Below are 17,955 nucleotides of genomic sequence, written 5' to 3'. Positions count from 1 at the left end.
AGACTGAGGACTCAGTGAGCCGAGCGCATGACGTCGATAACGCTGGAGCTTGGCGACGCATCTGCGCCACATTCAAGAGTGGACGCGGAGCGTCCTGAGCGGCATTCCCACGCGGAGCGTAGGAACGATCAGCGTGATCTCAAGCACGCCGATCATGCCCATGCCCATGCCTGTGCTCAGCGTTATACGCTAGTCTTGCTGCGACCACGGACTGTGGGAGGCGGCTTGCCGGCGATGCTTTTTCTGAAGCGACCTGTCAGTGACTGAACTGACGCCATCGCCGGCAAGCCGCCTCCCACGGGGACTCAAACCTGCCGATAAGGCAACGCGGCCCGCGCTTCCTCGGCATACGCCATCACGCCCACCCGCTCCTGCTCAAGGAAATCGCTCACGGCGTCTTTCAGGCCGGGGTGCATCAGGTAGTGCCATGACCGGGTGATCTGCGGTTCGAAGCCGCGGATCAGTTTGTGCTCGCCCTGAGCACCGGCATCGAAGCGTTGCAGTCCGCTGGCAATCGCATAGTCCATCCCTTGATAGAAACAGGTCTCGAAGTGCAGGCGGTCGAACTCGGCCAGACAGCCCCAATAACGCCCATAAAAGCTGTCGCCGCCGATCAGACTGAAGGCCATGGCCACCGGACGTGAGCCCTGCAGCGCTAGCACCACGCGGATCGACTCGGGCATACGCTCGGCCAGCAGACTGAAGAATTCGCGCGTCAGGTACGGCGCCTGCCCACGTATCTCATAGGTATTGGAATAGCAGGCGTACACGAAGTCCCACAGAATCTCGGTCATCTGCGAGCCTTCCAGCCATTCGAAGGCGATGCCCTGACCTGCGACTTGCTCGCGCTCCTTGCGCATCTGCTTACGCTTGCGCGAACTCAGCGCGTCCAGAAAATCCTGAAAATCCCGATAGCCACGGTTGTGCCAATGAAACTGGCAGCCAATGCGCGACAGCCAGCCCGCCTGGGTTTCAAGCACCGCGTCGGCGGCTGGATCGGTAAAGTTGATGTGCGCGCTCGACAGACCTTCGCTCTGCAAATACGCCGGCAGCTCGCTCACCAGCTCCGACGCACCCTGCGGAGTCGCAGACAGAATTCGCGAGCCGCCCACCGGACTGAACGGCACCGCCACCAGCAGCTTGGGGTAGTACGCAATACCGGCGCGACGGCAGGCGTCGGCCCAGGCGTGGTCAAACACGTATTCGCCGTAGGAATGCCATTTCCGATAAGCCGGAAGCGCAGCCACCAGTTGTTCGTTTTCGTAATGCAGCACATGTTCGGGACGCCACCCGGAGCGCGGCCCGAGGCTGCCGCTGTCTTCCAGCGAGGTCAGAAAGGCGTGGCGCAGAAACGGCTGATTGCCCGGTACAAGCGCATCCCATTGGGCAGGCGCGACGGTACTCAGGTTGTCGACGACGTGAACCGGCATGCAGGTTCCCTCGGAGGTAAACGTGCGACGAGTATCACTCATTGAGAGGGAATGTAAACGACCGCGAATCGAAGACCGCTCTACATCAGGCCTTTCAACCGACAGGTCGGCAACCCGCGCATCAGGATGCCGACCGCCGATGCAATCAGCGTTTGCGCAGGATCACGCTGCCAATCGAATAACCCGCACCGAACGAACTCAACACGCCCAGTGCACCTTTCGGCAGGTCGTCCTGGTAGGTGTGGAAGGCGATGACCGAACCGGCCGAACTGGTGTTGGCGTAGGTATCGAGAATCACGGGGGCCTCTTCGACCGTCGCGTCGCGGCCCAGCAGTTTCTTGACGATCAGGTGGTTCATGCTCAGGTTGGCCTGATGCAGCCAGAAGCGCTGTACGTCACTGACGTTCAGGCCGTTGTCGTCCAGATGCGCGCCGACCAGTTCCGCCACCATCGGGCAGACCTCGCGGAACACCTTGCGGCCCTCCTGCACGAACAGCTTGTCCGGCGCACCCTGGCCCTCGTCCGACGTGCGGTTGAGGAAGCCGAAGTTGTTGCGGATGTTGTTGGAGAACTTGGTCAGCAGGCGGGTGCTGACGATATCGAACTGGTACGGCGAGGTCGCCAGATCGGCACGCTCAACCACGACTGCGGTTGCGCCGTCACCAAAGATGAAATGGCTGTCGCGATCACGGAAGTTCAGGTGGGCTGTACAGATTTCCGGGCTGATGACCAGAATGGCGCGGGCCTGACCCAATTGCACGCTGTTGCACGCCGCCTGAATGCCGAAGGTGGCCGACGAGCAGGCCACGTTCATATCGAAACCATAACCTGCGATACCCAGCGCTTCCTGGATCTCGATGGAGACCGCCGGGTAGGCGCGCTGCAGGTTGGAACAGGCAACGATAACGCCGTCGATGTCAGCCGTGGTCTTGCCCGCTCGTTCCAGCGCCTGTTTTGCCGCTGCGACGCCCATTTCGCACAGAATCGACCACTGATCGTTGGAACGCTCAGGCAGGTTCGGTTTCATGCGCTGGGGATCGAGGATGCCTTGCTTGTCCATCACGAAGCGGCTCTTGATGCCCGAGGCTTTTTCGATGAACGCTGCGCTGGATTCGCTCAGTGCTTCCAGCTCGCCACGCTCGATGGCCGCAGCGTTCTCGCTGTTGAACTGGTTGACGTAGGCATTGAAGGACTGCACCAGCTCTTCGTTGGAAATGCTGTTGGCCGGGGTGTACAGGCCTGTGCCGCTGATGACGACGTTGTGCACGGTCGTTCCTCTCTTATTGAAGGTCGCAGGGGTTGGCCTGCCAGGGCACGGTAGGCGGCAATCCAGACTCTTCTGGGACCAGCGTACCAATGCGTAGATAAAACATGCGCATGACTGAAAGCGCGCAAGGCTCAAGCCGCGTCCATGGCATTGTGAAGACAGACGCGGAGTGTGCCACAGCGCCCGGTTTTGGCGCTATCGGGCCAATGAACATCGGCCCTGAGATCCTTCTCGCCTTGCTGCCTGTGCAGTCCGCTCAGACCATTTTTCGACAGGGTGCCGGGCTCAGGATCAGCCTTCGACCATCGCCCACTGCTTGCTCAGCCGCTTGTCAGAAACCGGCATTTTCGTGCCCAACTGCTGGGCGAACAGCGACACACGATATTCCTCCATCCACCAACGATAGACCGCCAGTTCAGGATCGCGCTTGCCTTCCTGGCGGTGTTTGTCGGCTCGCGCCTGATATTGCGCCCACAGGCCTGCCAGCTCGATGCTCCAGACCCGGTCCTTCTGCACCTGACCCGGCAGTTTTTCCAGGCGCATCTCGATGGCTTTCAGGTAGCGCGGCATTTCCTTGAGCCACTGCGCGGGTGTTTCGCGCACGAAGCCCGGATACACCAGCTTGCCCAGTTGCGCCTTGATGTCGTTGAGCGCGACCGCCTGAGCCAGGTCGATCTTGCCTTTGAAACGCTTCTGCAAACCATGCCAAAGCTTGAGGATTTCCAGCGTCAGCTTCGCCAGACGCTCGGCATGCTCGGTCCAGTCGGCGCGTTTGCGTTCAGCCAGTGACAGCAGCCCGGCCCCGTCGCGCGGCAATTCGGCTTCGCCGTCCAGCACACAGCTGTCGAGGCTGGCCAGCAGGATGTCTTCGATCAGTGCATCGATGCGCCCCAGCTCGCGGTACAACAGCGCCAGCTCGGTCTGCCCCGGCAGCTTGCTGCGCAGAAACTTCGCAGGCTCAGCCAGTTGTTGCAGCAACAGGCGCTGCAGCGCACGGCGATGCTGATACTCGGCCTCGGCCTGGGTCGAGAAGCGACCTTCCTTGACCGTGCCGCCCTCCTCCACCAGCGCCGGATACACCGTCATCGACAGACCGGCAATGTTCTGCTGAGTCTTTTGCGCCACCGGCGCGAAGACCTTGGCCTCGACAGGCTGCTGGCTTTTCGCGGTCTGCGGGACGGCGAGCGCGGCCTGGCTCGCTTCGGCAAAACGTGCCGTCAGCGCATCAAGGTCGCGACCTTCGCCCAGAAACTTGCCATCACCATCGACGATTTCCAGATTCATCTTCAGGTGGCTTTCGAGTTGCTGGGTCGCTTCCGCCCATGCTTCGTCGGTCACTCGCGCCCCGGTCATGCGCAGCAGTTCGCGGCCCAGCGCTTCGGTCAGCGAGCCCTCGCCAAACGTGATGCGTTGCAGCGCCGCCTTGATGAAGTCCGGCACCGGTACAAAGTTCTTGCGCACTGCCTTGGGCAGACTGCGGACCAGGGCGATGCACTTGGTTTCAAGCAACCCCGGCACCAGCCATTCCAGACGTTCGGCGGGCAGCGACAGCAGCAACGGTGCAGGCACACGCAGGGTCACGCCATCACGGGGATGATTGGGCTCGAAGTGGTAGGTCAGCGACAGGCTCAGTTCGCCCAGTCGCAGAGTATCCGGGTACTGCGCAGCGGTGACTTCGCTGGCCTCGCGGGCCAGCACGTCTTCTTCGCGCATGATCAGCAATTGCGGATTCTTCTGGCTCTCGGTCTTGTACCAGCTGTCGAAGGTCGCGGTCTGATGAATATCGGCCGGAATGCGCGCTTCGTAGAATGCATACAGCGTGTCTTCGTCAGCCAGAATGTCGCGACGCCGGGCCTTGGCTTCCAGCTCGTCGAGCTGCTCCAGCAGGCGGGTGTTGGCGCTCAGGCATTTGGCGCGGGACTGAATATCACCGCGCACCAATCCCTCGCGGATGAACAGCTCACGCGACACCACAGGATCGACAGGGCCGAAATGCACGGGGCGGCGACCGACCACGATCAGGCCGAACAGCGTGATCTGTTCAAAGGCCACGACCTGTCCGCGCTTCTTCTCCCAATGCGGCTCGAAATGGTTTTTCTTGATCAAGTGCCCGGCCAGTGGCTCGATCCAGTCGGCATCGATCTTGGCGACCATGCGTGCATACAGCTTTGTGGTTTCCACCAGTTCGGCGGTCATCAGCCATTGCGGACGCTTCTTCCCCAGCCCGGAGGACGGATGAATCCAGAACCGCCGCTGACGCGCACCGAGGTAGTCGCCTTCGTCGGCTTTCTGGCCGATCTGGCTCAGCAGGCCGGACAGAATCGCCTTGTGGAATTTCGGGTAATCCGCAGGTTCCTTGTTGACCGTCAATTGCAGGTCACGACAGATCAGGCTCAGTTGTCGATGGGAGTCGCGCCACTCGCGCAGCCGCAGGTAATTGAGGAAATTGCGGCGACACCAGTTACGCAACGGGCTGGCAGTCAGTGCCTGGCGCTGCTCTTCGAAACCGCGCCACAGATTGACCAGCCCGGCGAAGTCCGAGTCGGCGTCCTTCCATTGGGCATGCGCCTGATCGGCCGCCTGCTGTCGCTCGGGCGGGCGCTCGCGTACGTCCTGCACCGACATGGCGCTGGCCACGATCAATACTTCCTGCAGACTGCCTTGTTTGGCCGCCTCCAGCAGCATGCGTCCCATGCGTGGGTCCACCGGCAAGCGCGCCAGCTGACGGCCCAGCGGGGTCAATTGGTTCTCGCGATTGACCGCCGACAGTTCCTGCAACAGGTTGAAGCCGTCACTGATGGCCTTGCCGTCCGGCGGCTCGATGAACGGAAAGTCAGTGATCTCGCCCAGACGCAGGTGCAGCATCTGCAGGATCACCGCCGCCAGGTTGGTGCGCAGGATCTCGGGGTCGGTGAATTCAGGTCGGGCGTTGAAATCCTCTTCGCTGTACAGGCGCACACACAGGCCCGGCTCGACACGACCGCAACGGCCTTTACGCTGATTGGCGCTGGCCTGGGACACGGCTTCGATCGGCAGCCGCTGAACCTTGGCGCGGTAGCTGTAGCGACTGATGCGCGCGGTACCGGTGTCGATCACGTAGCGGATGCCCGGCACGGTCAGCGAGGTTTCGGCCACGTTGGTGGCCAGCACGACACGACGTCCCGAATGAGACTGGAAAATGCGCTGCTGCTCGGCAGGCGACAGACGTGCGTACAACGGCAGGATTTCGGTGTGCCTGAGTTGGGCCTTGCGCAGCATTTCAGCCGCGTCACGAATCTCGCGCTCGCCGGGCAGGAACACCAGGACGTCACCCGGACTCTTGCGCTCGCTGCGCTCAAAGTCCGCCAACTCTTCGAGCGTGGCCAGAATCGCCTGATCGACGGTCAGGTCGTCTTCGACACTATTGCCCTCTTCATCCTGCTCGCTGGTCAGCGGGCGGTACCAGGTGTCGACCGGGAAAGTACGGCCCGACACTTCGATGATCGGCGCGTCGTTGAAGTGCTCGGAAAAGCGCTGCAGGTCGATGGTCGCCGACGTGATGATGACTTTCAGGTCGGGGCGACGCGGCAGCAGGGTTTTCAGGTAACCGAGCAGGAAGTCGATGTTCAGGCTGCGTTCGTGGGCTTCGTCGACGATGATCGTGTCGTAGCGCTCAAGGAAACGGTCGTGCTGGGTTTCGGCCAGCAGGATGCCGTCGGTCATCAGCTTGATCAGGGTGTTGCTGTCGCTCTGGTCTTCGAAACGCACCTGATAACCGACCAGCGCACCCAGCGGTGTGGCCAATTCTTCGGCGACCCGGCTGGCGACGCTGCGCGCTGCAATTCGACGCGGCTGCGTGTGGCCAATCAGGCCATGCTGCCCGCGACCGATTTCCAGGCAGATTTTCGGCAACTGAGTGGTTTTGCCCGAGCCGGTTTCACCCGCGATGATCAGCACCTGATGCTTGAGCAGCGCGTCCTTGATTTCGTCGCGCTTGGCGGCGATGGGCAGGTTGTCGTCATAGCGAACGGTCGGCACGCTCTCGCGTCGCGACGTGACCTGCGCACAGGACGCCTGAACCCGCGCCACCCATTGCGCCAGCTTCGCCTCGTCGGGCTTCTTGCGCAGCTCATGCAACTGCCGACGCAGACGATGGCGGTCGCCGATCATCGCTTGATCGAGGTTTTTCAGGAGTTGGTCGATGGAAGGCGATTCGTCGGTCATCAGGTGCGCAGAGTCTTTTCTTGAAGGATACAGGGGTGCGATTGTCGCAGATTGCGGGAAGCAGGACGACTGTCGAGGGTGGATTGGGCTGAGCTGATACAACAACGCCGTGTCAGAGGACACGGCGTTGTCTGTCACGCAAACTCGCGATTACTTCTTGATGCCCAGCTTCTTCAGCTCTTCATCACGCAGTTCGCGGCGCAGGATCTTGCCGACGTTGGTGGTCGGCAGTGAATCGCGGAACTCCACGCTGCGCGGGACCTTGTAGCCGGTCAGGTTGGCACGCATGTGCTCCATGATCTGATCCTTGGTCAGGGTCACGCCCGGTTTGGCGACCACAAACACCTTGATGGCCTCACCCGATTTCTCGTCCGGGATGCCGATGGCGGCGCATTGCAGGACGCCGGGAAGCGTGACCAGCACGTCTTCCAGTTCGTTGGGGTAGACGTTGAAACCGGAGATCAGAATCATGTCTTTCTTGCGATCGACAATGCGCAGGTAGCCGTCGGGCTGAATGATCGCGATGTCGCCAGTCTTGAGCCAGCCATCAGCGTCGATCATTTCATCCGTGGCTTCCTGGCGCTGCCAGTAGCCTTTCATGACCTGAGGCCCCTTGATGCACAACTCGCCGGTTTCACCGAACGCCAGCTCATTGCCAGCGTCGTCGATGACCCTGCACAGCGTCGACGGCACCGGGATGCCGATGGTGCCCATCTGGATCTTCTGGATCGGGTTCACTGTTGCCACCGGGCTGGTTTCGGTCATGCCGTAACCTTCGCAGATCGGGCAGTTGGTGACCTGTTTCCAGCGCTCGGCGGCAGCCAGTTGCAGGGCCATGCCACCGGACAGCGTGACTTTCAGTGCCGAGAAATCAAGGTTGCGGAACGCCTCGTTGTTGCACAGGGCAACGAACAGGGTGTTGAGACCGACAAAACCGCTGAACTTCCACTTCGACAGTTCCTTGACCATGGCAGGCAGGTCACGCGGGTTGCTGATCAGCACGTTGTGGTTGCCGATCAGCATCATCGCCATGCAGTGAAAGGTGAAGGCATAGATGTGGTAAAGCGGCAACGGCGTGATGAGGATTTCGCTGCCTTCATTGAGGTTGGAAGCCATCAGCGCCCTGCACTGCAGCATGTTGGCGATCAGGTTGCGATGGGTGAGCATCGCGCCCTTGGCCACGCCGGTAGTGCCACCGGTGTACTGCAATACGGCAACGTCGGCTCTGTCGGGCGACACCTCGGCAACCGGCTGACCGTGGCCCTTTTTCAGCACGTCATTGAATCTGACCGCATCAGGCAGGTGGTAGGCCGGAACCATTTTCTTGACGTACTTGATGACACTGTTGACCAGCAGGCGCTTGAGCGGTGACAGCAGGTCGGCCACTTCGGTGACGATGACATGTTTGACCTGGGTCTTGGGCACGACCTTCTCGGCCAGATGCGCCATGTTCGCCAGACAGACCAGCGCCTTTGCGCCCGAGTCGTTGAACTGGTGTTCCATTTCCCGTGCGGTGTACAGCGGGTTGGTGTTGACCACGATCAGCCCGGCGCGGATGGCGCCGAAGACAGCAACCGGATACTGCAACACGTTGGGCAACTGGACCGCGATGCGGTCACCTGGCACAAGATCGGTGTGCTGCTGAATCCAGGCGGCGAATGCGCCCGACAATTCATAGAGCTCGCCGTAGGTAAGTGTCTTGCCCAGATTGCTGAACGCGGGTTTATCGGCGAAACGCTGGCAGGACTGCTTCAGGACCGCCTGGACGTTGGGATACTCATCAGGATCGACATCAGGGGAGATGCCAGACGGGTATTTATCCTTCCAGAAGTTTTCAATCATTCAGCCGGCTCCATAGCGATCGCGAATTCTTCACATCGCTTTGGGCGATGATTTTTTTGTGTTTTGGAATTGTGCAGTAGACGCTCATTCGCTTCATGACAGGTCAAAAAGCGCGCCGAGAGTAGCAGCTTTGCCAAAAGCCGACTAGAGGCAAACCGGGCCTCTACGGTCATAAAAGTGACCAGCCAGAGCTCGCCAGTCACGACCCTGACTTAATTGCGAGAATTACCGAAATCCCTGAAAGCATTGAGCCAGAGCGCTCAGACCAAGCGTAGTGAGCTTAGCCAAAAAAACAGGCCCCGCTTGCACTTCAGCACAAGCGGGGCCAGCGACGTAAAAAGAGACAATTACTCCACTCAGGCAATATCGCGAAGCTCCCTGCGCAGGATCTTGCCGACCGGAGTCATCGGCAGCGATTCACGCAGCACGATCTGTTTCGGGACCTTGTAGCCGGTGAAGTTCTGTTTGCAGAAACTTCTGAGTTCTTCGACCGTAAGACCCGGCTCGCGCGGGACCACAAACAGTTTCACCGCTTCGCCTGAACGCTCGTCCGGCACTCCGATGCAGGCGCAGCTGGCGACTTTCGGGTGCGACATGACCACGTCTTCGATTTCGTTGGGGTAGACGTTGAAGCCGGACACGATGATCAGGTCTTTCTTGCGGTCCACGATGCTGACGAAACCATCGGCGCCGATCACGGCGATATCACCTGTTTTGAACCATCCCTCTGCGTCCAGCGTTTCGGCGGTGGCCTCAGGCAGATTCCAGTAACCTTTCATGACCTGCGGGCCTTTGATGCACAGCTCGCCACGCTCGCCGAACGGCAATTCTGCGCCCTCGTCATCAATCACCTTCATGCCGGTGCCCGGCACCGGAATGCCCACTGTGCCGAGCCGCGCCAGTGTGCCGTAGGGGTTGGCACTGGCCACCGGGGACGTTTCGGTCAGCCCGTAACCCTCAACGATTGTGCACCCTGTCATCTCGGCCCAACGCTCGGCGGTCGCCTTGACCAGCGCGGTGCCGCCAGAGTTGGTGCTCTTCAGTGTGGAGAAATCCAGCTTCCTGAAATCAGGATGATTCATCAGCGCCACGAACAGGGTATTGAGCCCGACCATGGCAGTGAACTTCCACTTGCCAAGCTCCTTGATGAATCCGCCGATATCCCTCGGATTGGTGATCAAAATGTTGTGATTGCCACTAATGACCATGCACATGCAGTGCGCCGTAAATGCGTAGATGTGATAAAGCGGCAGCGGCGCGATCATCACTTCCCGGGCCTCGCCGAACATCACGCCACGCTCGGGACAGTGCTGTCGCATGCAGGCGTACACCTGCTGCATATTGGCGACCAGATTGCCGTGAGTCAGCATCGCGCCCTTGGCCAGTCCGGTGGTGCCGCCGGTGTATTGCAGGACCGCCACGTCATCCAGCCCGGCCGCAACAGGTTTGACAGAACCGTCACGCCCCATCCGCAGCACGTCCTTGAAGCCTGCGGCCTGGGGCAGGTCATAGGCCGGAACCATTTTCTTGACCCTGGCGACGATGGTATTGATCAACCACCCCTTGGCGGCTGACTGCATGTCGCCCATCTTCACTTCAATCAGGTAACGAAGTTCGGTGTCAGGCAGCACTTCCTGCACCAGCTTGCCGAACAGGTTCAGGTAGACCAGCGCCTTGGCACCGGAATCCTTGAACTGATGGCGCATCTCGCGTGCGGTGTACAGCGGATTGGTATTGACCACGATCAGGCCGGCCCGCATCGCACCGAACACTGCGATGGGGTACTGCAACAGGTTGGGCATCTGCACGGCGATGCGGTCGCCGGGCACCAGATCCGTATGGTGTTGCAGGTAACTGGCAAACGCTGCCGAATGACGATCCAGGTCAGCGTAGGTCAGCGTGACCCCCATGTTGCTGAAAGCAGGTTTGTCTGCAAATTTTTTGCAGGCGCTTTCGAAAACTTCGAGGACCGACTGATAGGTGTGCAGATCCAGCTCAGAGATCACCCCGGCAGGGCGTTTGTCATTCCAGAATTCAGGTTGCATTATTTTTATCCTCTTCCCTGCTCATGGCTGGCCCGTTACTCAGAATCGGGACTGGCCCGACGTTAGCAGCTAACGACCGGAAGGCAAATATGCCAGCTGGCGTCATCAACACTGTGAATCTTTCTGCTATTCAGGATGCAATCACCTTCGAGTTATAAACTGAAACACACATCCTCCGGGCAGCCGCTCCAGATCGGGACATCGCCATGAAGCACGAGACATTCTGGCTTGACGCCAGCGACCACTGCCGACTTTACGTCAATGCATGGCTGCCGGACACGACGCCCCTTGCCGTCGTAATGCTTGCCCACGGTATGGCCGAACACAGCGGCCGCTACGGGAGACTCGGCGCAGCGCTGAATGCAGCGGGTATCGCCCTGTATGCGCATGATCAGCGGGGCCATGGCAGAACCGCGCTGCAGGGTCGGCTCGGGCATTTCGCCAATGAAGATGGCTGGAGCAAAGTGGTGGATGATCTGGCGACCCTGAGCCAGTCGATCGGCCAGCGACACGCGGGAGCGGCCCTGTTTCTGCTGGGTCACAGCATGGGCAGCTACATCGCTCAGACTTATCTGATGCACCACGAGGCCAGCTTGCACGGGGCCATTCTCAGCGGCTCGAACTTTCGTCCGGCATCGTTCTACCGAAATGCGGGGCTGGTCGTTCGGTTCGAACGCCTGCGCCAGGGCCGCAAGGGGCGCAGCGCGTTGATCGAGTGGCTGTCGTTCGGCTCGTTCAACAAGGCATTCAAGCCGTCCCGGACCTGTTTCGACTGGCTCAGCCGCGACCCGGACGAGGTGGAAAAGTACATGCAGGACCCGCTCTGTGGCTTCCGCTGCACCAACCAGTTGTGGGCGGATATGCTGGGCGGGCTGCAGAAAATCAGTGAGCCGTCGAACCTGGCGCAGATCGATTCGAACCTTCCTTTGCTCATTATTGGCGGCGAATGTGATCCGGTGAGTGCCGGCAAGCGTCTGAAGGATCTTGCCGATGCATTGGCAGGAGCGGGTCATCAAGTGTTACAACTCAATGTTTACCCGCAGGCGCGGCACGAACTGCTCAATGACATCAATCGCGATGAAGTGACCCAGGACCTGCTCGACTGGCTGAAATACGCCCTCGATCAACCAGGACCGCGTCGCGCGGAGTGATCACGCACCTTTTATCTTTTTCATATTTTGTCCAGGACAGACACATGACTCAAGTCACCAACACGCCTTACGAAGCCCTTGAAGTCGGTCAGAAAGCCAGCTACAGCAAGACAGTCCAGGAACGTGACATCCAGTTGTTCGCGGCCATGTCCGGCGATCACAACCCGGTCCACCTGGACGCCGAATACGCTTCCAAAACCATGTTCAAGGAGCGCATCGCTCACGGCATGTTCAGCGGTGCACTGATCAGCGCGGCAGTGGCGTGTGAGCTGCCAGGCCCGGGCACCATCTACATCGGCCAGCAGATGACCTTTCAGAAGCCGGTAAAACTGGGCGACACCCTGACTGTGCGTCTGGAAATTCTCGAAAAACTGCCGAAATTCCGCGTGCGCATCGCGACCCGCGTGTTCAACCAGAATGATGAGCTGGTCGTGGACGGCGAAGCGGAAATCCTCGCTCCACGCAAACAGCAGACCGTCGAACTGACCGTGCTGCCTGAAATCACTGTTGGCTGAAAGGCGCACGGATTGAGCCAAGGCTCGATAATGCGGGCACAGGCCCGCTCCGGAGCACGCAAAAAAGGGCGACCGAAGTCGCCCGAAGTGCCTTGCGTGCTCATAGTGAAGGGTGCGCCTTACCAGAGCGGCAGCCCTCCCCGTCAGACAGCTCGAACAGGGTGATGAAGACATTGGCCCCACGCCGTCTTCGCCCCGTCCGATACCCATCAGGCTAGCCGTTGCAGCACGCACGGACGTTGACCTGCATCAACACCCGTTTGATCACTCAACGCTTTTTCGGCTTTTTCTTCGGCTTTTTCTTGCCCGTCAGCGGCATGGCCTGCTCGAAAGCATTGCGCACTTCGTTCAGGCGTTTGTCGTTCAGATCATGAACGCGTCTGGCGCGCTCGGCGCCAAGATCGATCAATTTGCCATCGTCGCTCATGGTTGTGCAGTTCCCGGACACATGGAATCAGCACCAATAATGCGCAATAGCATCGGTGATGACCAGTCGGAAACGTGAAGTCAGGTGCGAATCAATCGGCAGCGTGCGCAGGCCGCGTCCTCTTGCGGGACGCTCGACCTCAAATCTGGATATCGACCCACAACCCCTGGCGCGGCTCGTCATCGATCAACGGCACGACCGGGACGGTGTTGTCGGCATTGAGCGAGTCGCCGGGAACGACCAGGCCTTGATACTCACCGCTTTCTTCCTCGGCATGACGCCCCTGTTGCTGACGTTGCTGCTCTTCACGCAACAGCAGGGCGCTGCGCTCGGAGTCTTCGTGACGCAGATCGATCGATGTCTCGCTGGAGCTCGGCTGTACAGGCGCCACCGGCGGGATATCGGGGACACGCTTGGCCGGGTCCATCTGGGAGGTCACCGGCACAACACTTAACGGGAGCATGGGTTGCAGCATGGTTTTTCTCCTCTTACCGGGCTTTCGGCCGTCAGCGACGCAACTTGAACAGCCCTGTAATAGACTGCAATAATTTATAAGGCTTTTTTTGACTGGGTTTAATGAAATAAGTGCCATGAAAGGAAAAATTCGCCGATTCGCAGCGAATCCGCAGGTTTTTCAACGCCACCTTTGGCCTTCAGGGCGCGTTCCGTTAACATAGTCGGCTTTTTCACGTCGGGAGACAGGCAGCATGGCGCAGCAGTATCAACCGGGGCAACGCTGGATTAGCGACAGCGAAGCCGAGCTGGGTTTGGGCACCGTTCTGGCACTGGATGGCCGCTTATTGACCGTGCTCTATCCGGCCACTGGCGAAACGCGCCAGTACTCACTGCGTAATGCACCGCTGACCCGCGTGCGTTTCTCTCCGGGCGATGTGATTACTCACTTCGAAAACTGGAAGATGACCGTCCGCGAAGTGGACGATGTCGACGGGCTACTGGTGTATCACGGTTTGAATGCCCGCAACGAAGTGGTCACGCTGCCTGAAACCCAGCTGTCGAACTTCATCCAGTTCCGCCTGGCGACCGACCGTCTGTTCGCTGGCCAGATCGACCAGTTGTCCTGGTTCTCGCTGCGCTACAACACGCTTGAACACACCAGCCGTCAGTTGCAGTCCTCACTCTGGGGGCTGGGCGGCGTGCGCGCTCAACCGATCGCTCACCAGTTGCACATAGCCCGCGAAGTGGCTGACCGCATTGCGCCACGCGTCCTGCTGGCCGACGAAGTGGGCCTGGGCAAGACCATCGAAGCCGGTCTGGTGATTCATCGCCAGTTGCTGTCCGGTCGCGCCAATCGCGTGCTGATTCTGGTGCCGGAAAACCTGCAGCACCAATGGCTGGTCGAAATGCGCCGCCGTTTCAACCTGCAGGTCGCGCTGTTCGACGCCGAACGCTTCATGGAAAGCGATGCCGGCAACCCGTTCGAAGACACCCAACTGGCGCTGGTCGCGCTGGAGTGGCTGGTCTCCGATGAAAAGGCTCAGGACGCGCTGTTTGCAGCGGGCTGGGACCTGATGGTCGTCGATGAAGCACACCACCTGGTCTGGCATGAAGACAAGGCCAGCCGCGAATACTCGCTGGTCGAGCAACTGGCCGAAGTCATCCCCGGCGTACTGCTGCTGACGGCAACCCCGGAACAGCTGGGTCAGGACAGTCACTTTGCCCGCCTGCGCCTGCTGGACCCGAACCGTTTCCACGACCTGAACGCCTTCCGCGCCGAGAGCGAAAACTATCGCCCGGTCGCTCAGGCGGTACAGGAACTGCTCGACAAGGGCGTACTGTCAGCAGAAGCCCAGAAAACCATTCACGGCTTCCTGGGTGCCGAAGGCGAGACCTTGCTGGCTGCCGTCAATGCGGGCGACGACGAAGCCAAGGCCCGTCTGATTCGCGAATTGCTGGACCGTCATGGCACCGGCCGCGTGCTGTTCCGTAATACCCGTGCCGCCGTACAGGGTTTTCCGGAGCGCAAGCTGCACGAATACCCACTGCCCTGCCCGGCCGAATACCTGGAACTGCCGCTGGGCGAGCACGCCGACCTGTATCCGGAAGTCAGCTTCCAGGCTCACTCCGAGGTCAGCGAAGAAGAACGCTGGTGGCGTTTCGACCCTCGCGTCGACTGGCTGATCGACACGCTCAAGATGCTCAAGCGCGTCAAAGTGCTGGTCATCTGCGCCCACGCCGAGACCGCCATGGATCTCGAAGACGCGCTGCGCGTGCGCTCCGGTATTCCGGCCACGGTCTTCCACGAAGGCATGAACATCCTTGAGCGTGACCGCGCTGCTGCCTATTTTGCCGACGAAGAGTTCGGTGCACAGGTGCTGATCTGCTCGGAAATCGGCAGTGAAGGCCGCAACTTCCAGTTCGCCCACCATCTGGTGCTGTTCGATCTGCCGTCGCACCCGGATCTGCTTGAGCAGCGTATCGGCCGTCTGGACCGTATCGGCCAGAAACACACCATCGAACTGCACGTGCCGTTCCTGGAAACCAGCCCGCAGGCACGACTGTTCCAGTGGTATCACGAAGCGCTGAACGCGTTCCTCAATACCTGCCCGACCGGTAACGCACTGCAGCATCGGTTCGGCCCTCGTCTGCTGCCGCTGCTGGAAAGCGGTGATGATGACGAATGGCAGGCCCTGATCGACGAAGCCCGCGCCGAGCGCGAGCGTCTGGAAAGCGAACTGCACACAGGTCGCGACCGCCTGCTGGAACTCAACTCCGGCGGCGCAGGCGAAGGCGAGGCGCTGGTCGAAGCGATTCTGGAACAGGATGATCAGTTCAGCCTGCCGATCTACATGGAAACCCTGTTCGACGCGTTCGGCATCGACAGCGAAGACCATTCGGAAAACGCACTGATCCTCAAGCCGAGCGAGAAGATGCTCGACGCCAGCTTCCCGCTGGGCGACGACGAAGGCGTGACCATCACCTACGACCGCAACCAGGCGCTGTCTCGCGAAGACATGCAGTTCATCACCTGGGAGCACCCGATGGTGCAGGGCGGCATGGATCTGGTGCTGTCCGGTTCGATGGGCAACACCGCCGTGGCGCTGATCAAGAACAAGGCGCTCAAGCCGGGCACTGTGCTGCTGGAGCTGATCTACGTCAGCGAAGTGGTTGCACCGCGCTCGTTGCAACTGGGCCGCTACCTGCCACCGGCCGCACTGCGCTGCCTGCTTGATCCGAACGGCAATGATCTGTCGAGCCGTGTGTCGTTCAACACCCTTAACGATCAGCTCGAAAGCGTGCCACGTGCCAGCGCCAACAAGTTCATTCAGGCCCAGCGCGACGTGCTGACGCCACGGATCAACGCAGGCGAAGAAAAGATCATGCCGAAACACGCCGAGCGCGTGGCTGAAGCGCAACGTCGTCTGGCTGCTGATACCGAAGAGGAACTGGCGCGCCTGACGGCCCTGCAGGCGGTCAACCCGACCGTGCGCGACAGCGAACTGGTCGCCTTGCGCAGCCAGCGTGAACAGGGTCTGGCCATGTTGGAGAAGGCCGCACTGCGCCTGGAAGCGATTCGGGTGCTGGTGGCGGGCTGATCGGCGTCGCTACTTACGCTGGACGCAGAGCGTCCCGAGAGGCATTCCCACGCGGAGCGTGAGGAACGATCAGGGTTTCATGATCGTTTCTACGCTGCGTGGGAATACAGCCCGTGACGCTCCGCGTCACACCACTGCCGGGTCCGACACACCTTCTGCCGGTTCCTCGGCCACCATCCTTGCCCTCATCCGCTCAGCGTCCTTGCTGAAGCAGCGTGATGCCAGATACAGAAACACCAGCGTCATGAGCAGTGCTGCCGGAATCAGGTACATGGCGTCGTGCAGGCCGATGGCCTTGAAGCTCTCGTTCATTACGTCGGCACCCGCGACCGCCATGGCCGCCTTGGCGAAATGGTCGGACAGCAGACCCACCACCACCGGCCCAGCGCCACCGCCCAACAGGTACAGCCCGGCGAAGAACAACGCCATCGCCGTCGCCCTGAGGCGCGGTTCGACCACGTCCTGAATCGCTGTATAAACGCAGGTATAGAAGTTGTAGGCAAACAACCAGCCCACGCTGAACACCGCGACGAACACCCCGATTTCGATGCGTCCGGCGTGCAAGGCATACCCGGTGGCAATCGTCGCCACCAACATACTGAACGCTGCGAACAACAGCCGTCCGTTGGGCGAGCGCTGATGCAGTTTGTCGGCAATCCAGCCGCCTGCTGTCAGGCCGATCAGCCCGGTAACGCCCACAATCACGCCCGTTGCAACCGCCGCTTCCTGCAAGGGCAACAGGAAATAGCGTTGCAGCATCGGCACCATGAACGAGTTGCAGGCGTAGGTAGCGAAGTTGAAGGTCAGGCCGCCAAGTACCAGCCAGCGAAAGGTCGGGATCGACAACACACGGCGGATCGGCTTCTCGATTTTGACTTCCGACATGCGCACGCTTTCAGCCGCGCCACGCTTGGGTTCCTTGATGAAAAAGATGAACACCGCCAGCAGCAGCCCAGGCACCGCAGCAATGAAGAACGGCGCGCGCCAGCTGTCGAACGCCTTGACCATGGCGCCGATGGTGAAGAACGCCAGCAGCAGGCCCAGCGGCAGGCCCAGCATGAAGATGCCCATCGCACGGGACCGTTTATGGGCCGGAAACAGGTCACCGATCAGCGAGTTGGCCGCAGGCGCGTAGCTGGCTTCGCCGATGCCGACGCCCATGCGCACCAACAGAAAGGTCCAGAAACTGCCGACCATACCATTGACCGCCGTCAGGCCGCTCCACACGGCCAGGCCACAGCCCATGAGCTTCTTGCGCGATCCGTTGTCGGCCATGCGGCCCAGCGGCAGACCGGCGATGGCGTAGACAAGCGTGAATGCGGTTCCCAGAAGGCCGAGTTGAAAATCGCTCAGGTGCCATTCCATGCGAATGGGCTCAACGATAATGGCCGGGATGGTGCGATCGAAGAAGTTGAACAGGTTAGCGAGGAACAACAGGAAGAGGACGCGCCATGCGTTGGCGGCCTGAGTGGGGGTTTCCGTCCGAAGCGTGGTCATGAGCGATCGTCCCTTCTTATTAGT

General features: G+C 60.3%; 11 protein-coding genes. 3 read left to right on the top strand and 8 right to left on the bottom strand.

Going from position 1 to position 17,955, the window contains the following annotated elements:
• Positions 1-305 precede the first annotated feature (305 nt).
• From CFBP1590_RS07085 to fadD2, 5 genes are all read right to left on the bottom strand, one after another.
• Entirely contained in the window at positions 306-1,430 is a 1,125-nt protein-coding gene (locus CFBP1590_RS07085; RefSeq protein WP_058430680.1) for a GNAT family N-acetyltransferase, read from the bottom strand.
• Positions 1,431-1,575: 145 nt separating this feature from the next.
• A complete protein-coding gene (locus tag CFBP1590_RS07080) occupies positions 1,576-2,697 on the bottom strand; it encodes a beta-ketoacyl-ACP synthase III (protein WP_004888197.1) in 1,122 nt (373 codons plus the stop codon).
• Between the two features lie 291 nt (positions 2,698-2,988).
• Entirely contained in the window at positions 2,989-6,900 is a 3,912-nt protein-coding gene (hrpA, locus tag CFBP1590_RS07075) for an ATP-dependent RNA helicase HrpA (protein WP_088234728.1), read from the bottom strand.
• Between the two features lie 150 nt (positions 6,901-7,050).
• Complete coding sequence (gene fadD1 / locus CFBP1590_RS07070) at positions 7,051-8,742, bottom strand: long-chain-fatty-acid--CoA ligase FadD1 (protein WP_029241310.1); 1,692 nt, start codon at positions 8,740-8,742, stop codon at positions 7,051-7,053.
• A gap of 356 nt (positions 8,743-9,098) precedes the next feature.
• Positions 9,099-10,787, bottom strand: coding sequence for a long-chain-fatty-acid--CoA ligase FadD2 (gene fadD2, locus CFBP1590_RS07065; RefSeq protein ID WP_088234727.1), 1,689 nt, complete (start codon positions 10,785-10,787; stop codon positions 9,099-9,101).
• Between the two features lie 206 nt (positions 10,788-10,993).
• On the opposite strand from fadD2, the gene CFBP1590_RS07060 reads away from it, so the two are divergent.
• Together CFBP1590_RS07060 and CFBP1590_RS07055 are read left to right on the top strand one after the other, a co-directional pair.
• Positions 10,994-11,938: an alpha/beta hydrolase gene (locus tag CFBP1590_RS07060; protein WP_088234726.1), complete on the top strand. Its 945-nt coding sequence runs from the start codon at positions 10,994-10,996 to the stop codon at positions 11,936-11,938.
• A 44-nt stretch (positions 11,939-11,982) separates the two neighbouring features.
• A complete protein-coding gene (locus tag CFBP1590_RS07055; protein ID WP_004888205.1) occupies positions 11,983-12,453 on the top strand; it encodes a MaoC family dehydratase in 471 nt (156 codons plus the stop codon).
• 268 nt (positions 12,454-12,721) lie between these two features.
• Here the strand turns inward: CFBP1590_RS07055 and CFBP1590_RS07050 are convergent, their stop codons facing one another.
• Both CFBP1590_RS07050 and CFBP1590_RS07045 read right to left on the bottom strand, forming a co-directional pair.
• Positions 12,722-12,880: a hypothetical protein gene (locus CFBP1590_RS07050; protein ID WP_004888206.1), complete on the bottom strand. Its 159-nt coding sequence runs from the start codon at positions 12,878-12,880 to the stop codon at positions 12,722-12,724.
• A 139-nt stretch (positions 12,881-13,019) separates the two neighbouring features.
• Complete coding sequence (locus CFBP1590_RS07045; protein WP_058430684.1) at positions 13,020-13,355, bottom strand: hypothetical protein; 336 nt, start codon at positions 13,353-13,355, stop codon at positions 13,020-13,022.
• A 232-nt stretch (positions 13,356-13,587) separates the two neighbouring features.
• Here CFBP1590_RS07045 and rapA point away from each other — a divergent pair, with 232 nt between their 5' ends.
• On the top strand, positions 13,588-16,434 hold the full coding sequence (gene rapA / locus CFBP1590_RS07040) for an RNA polymerase-associated protein RapA (protein ID WP_058430685.1): 2,847 nt from the start codon (positions 13,588-13,590) through the stop codon (positions 16,432-16,434).
• A gap of 126 nt (positions 16,435-16,560) precedes the next feature.
• On the opposite strand, the gene CFBP1590_RS07035 is transcribed toward rapA, so the two are convergent.
• Positions 16,561-17,931, bottom strand: coding sequence for a spinster family MFS transporter (locus tag CFBP1590_RS07035; protein WP_029241306.1), 1,371 nt, complete (start codon positions 17,929-17,931; stop codon positions 16,561-16,563).
• Between the last annotated feature and the right edge of the window lie 24 nt (positions 17,932-17,955).

Source organism: Pseudomonas viridiflava, from assembly GCF_900184295.1.
Taxonomy (GTDB): Bacteria; Pseudomonadota; Gammaproteobacteria; order Pseudomonadales; family Pseudomonadaceae; genus Aquipseudomonas; species Aquipseudomonas viridiflava.
This window is presented reverse-complemented; position numbering and strand designations above follow the sequence as displayed.

Bases quoted from the DNA above. Each gene is read 5' to 3' on its own strand.
- CFBP1590_RS07060 (WP_088234726.1), top strand. From the start codon at position 10,994: ATGAAGCACGAGACATTCTGGCTTGACGCCAGCGACCACTGCCGACTT.
- CFBP1590_RS07045 (WP_058430684.1), bottom strand. From the start codon at position 13,355: ATGCTGCAACCCATGCTCCCGTTAAGTGTTGTGCCGGTGACCTCCCAG.
- fadD1 (WP_029241310.1), bottom strand. From the start codon at position 8,742: ATGATTGAAAACTTCTGGAAGGATAAATACCCGTCTGGCATCTCCCCT.
- CFBP1590_RS07055 (WP_004888205.1), top strand. From the start codon at position 11,983: ATGACTCAAGTCACCAACACGCCTTACGAAGCCCTTGAAGTCGGTCAG.
- fadD2 (WP_088234727.1), bottom strand. From the start codon at position 10,787: ATGCAACCTGAATTCTGGAATGACAAACGCCCTGCCGGGGTGATCTCT.
- CFBP1590_RS07050 (WP_004888206.1), bottom strand. From the start codon at position 12,880: ATGAGCGACGATGGCAAATTGATCGATCTTGGCGCCGAGCGCGCCAGA.
- CFBP1590_RS07035 (WP_029241306.1), bottom strand. From the start codon at position 17,931: ATGACCACGCTTCGGACGGAAACCCCCACTCAGGCCGCCAACGCATGG.
- rapA (WP_058430685.1), top strand. From the start codon at position 13,588: ATGGCGCAGCAGTATCAACCGGGGCAACGCTGGATTAGCGACAGCGAA.
- CFBP1590_RS07085 (WP_058430680.1), bottom strand. From the start codon at position 1,430: ATGCCGGTTCACGTCGTCGACAACCTGAGTACCGTCGCGCCTGCCCAA.
- hrpA (WP_088234728.1), bottom strand. From the start codon at position 6,900: ATGACCGACGAATCGCCTTCCATCGACCAACTCCTGAAAAACCTCGAT.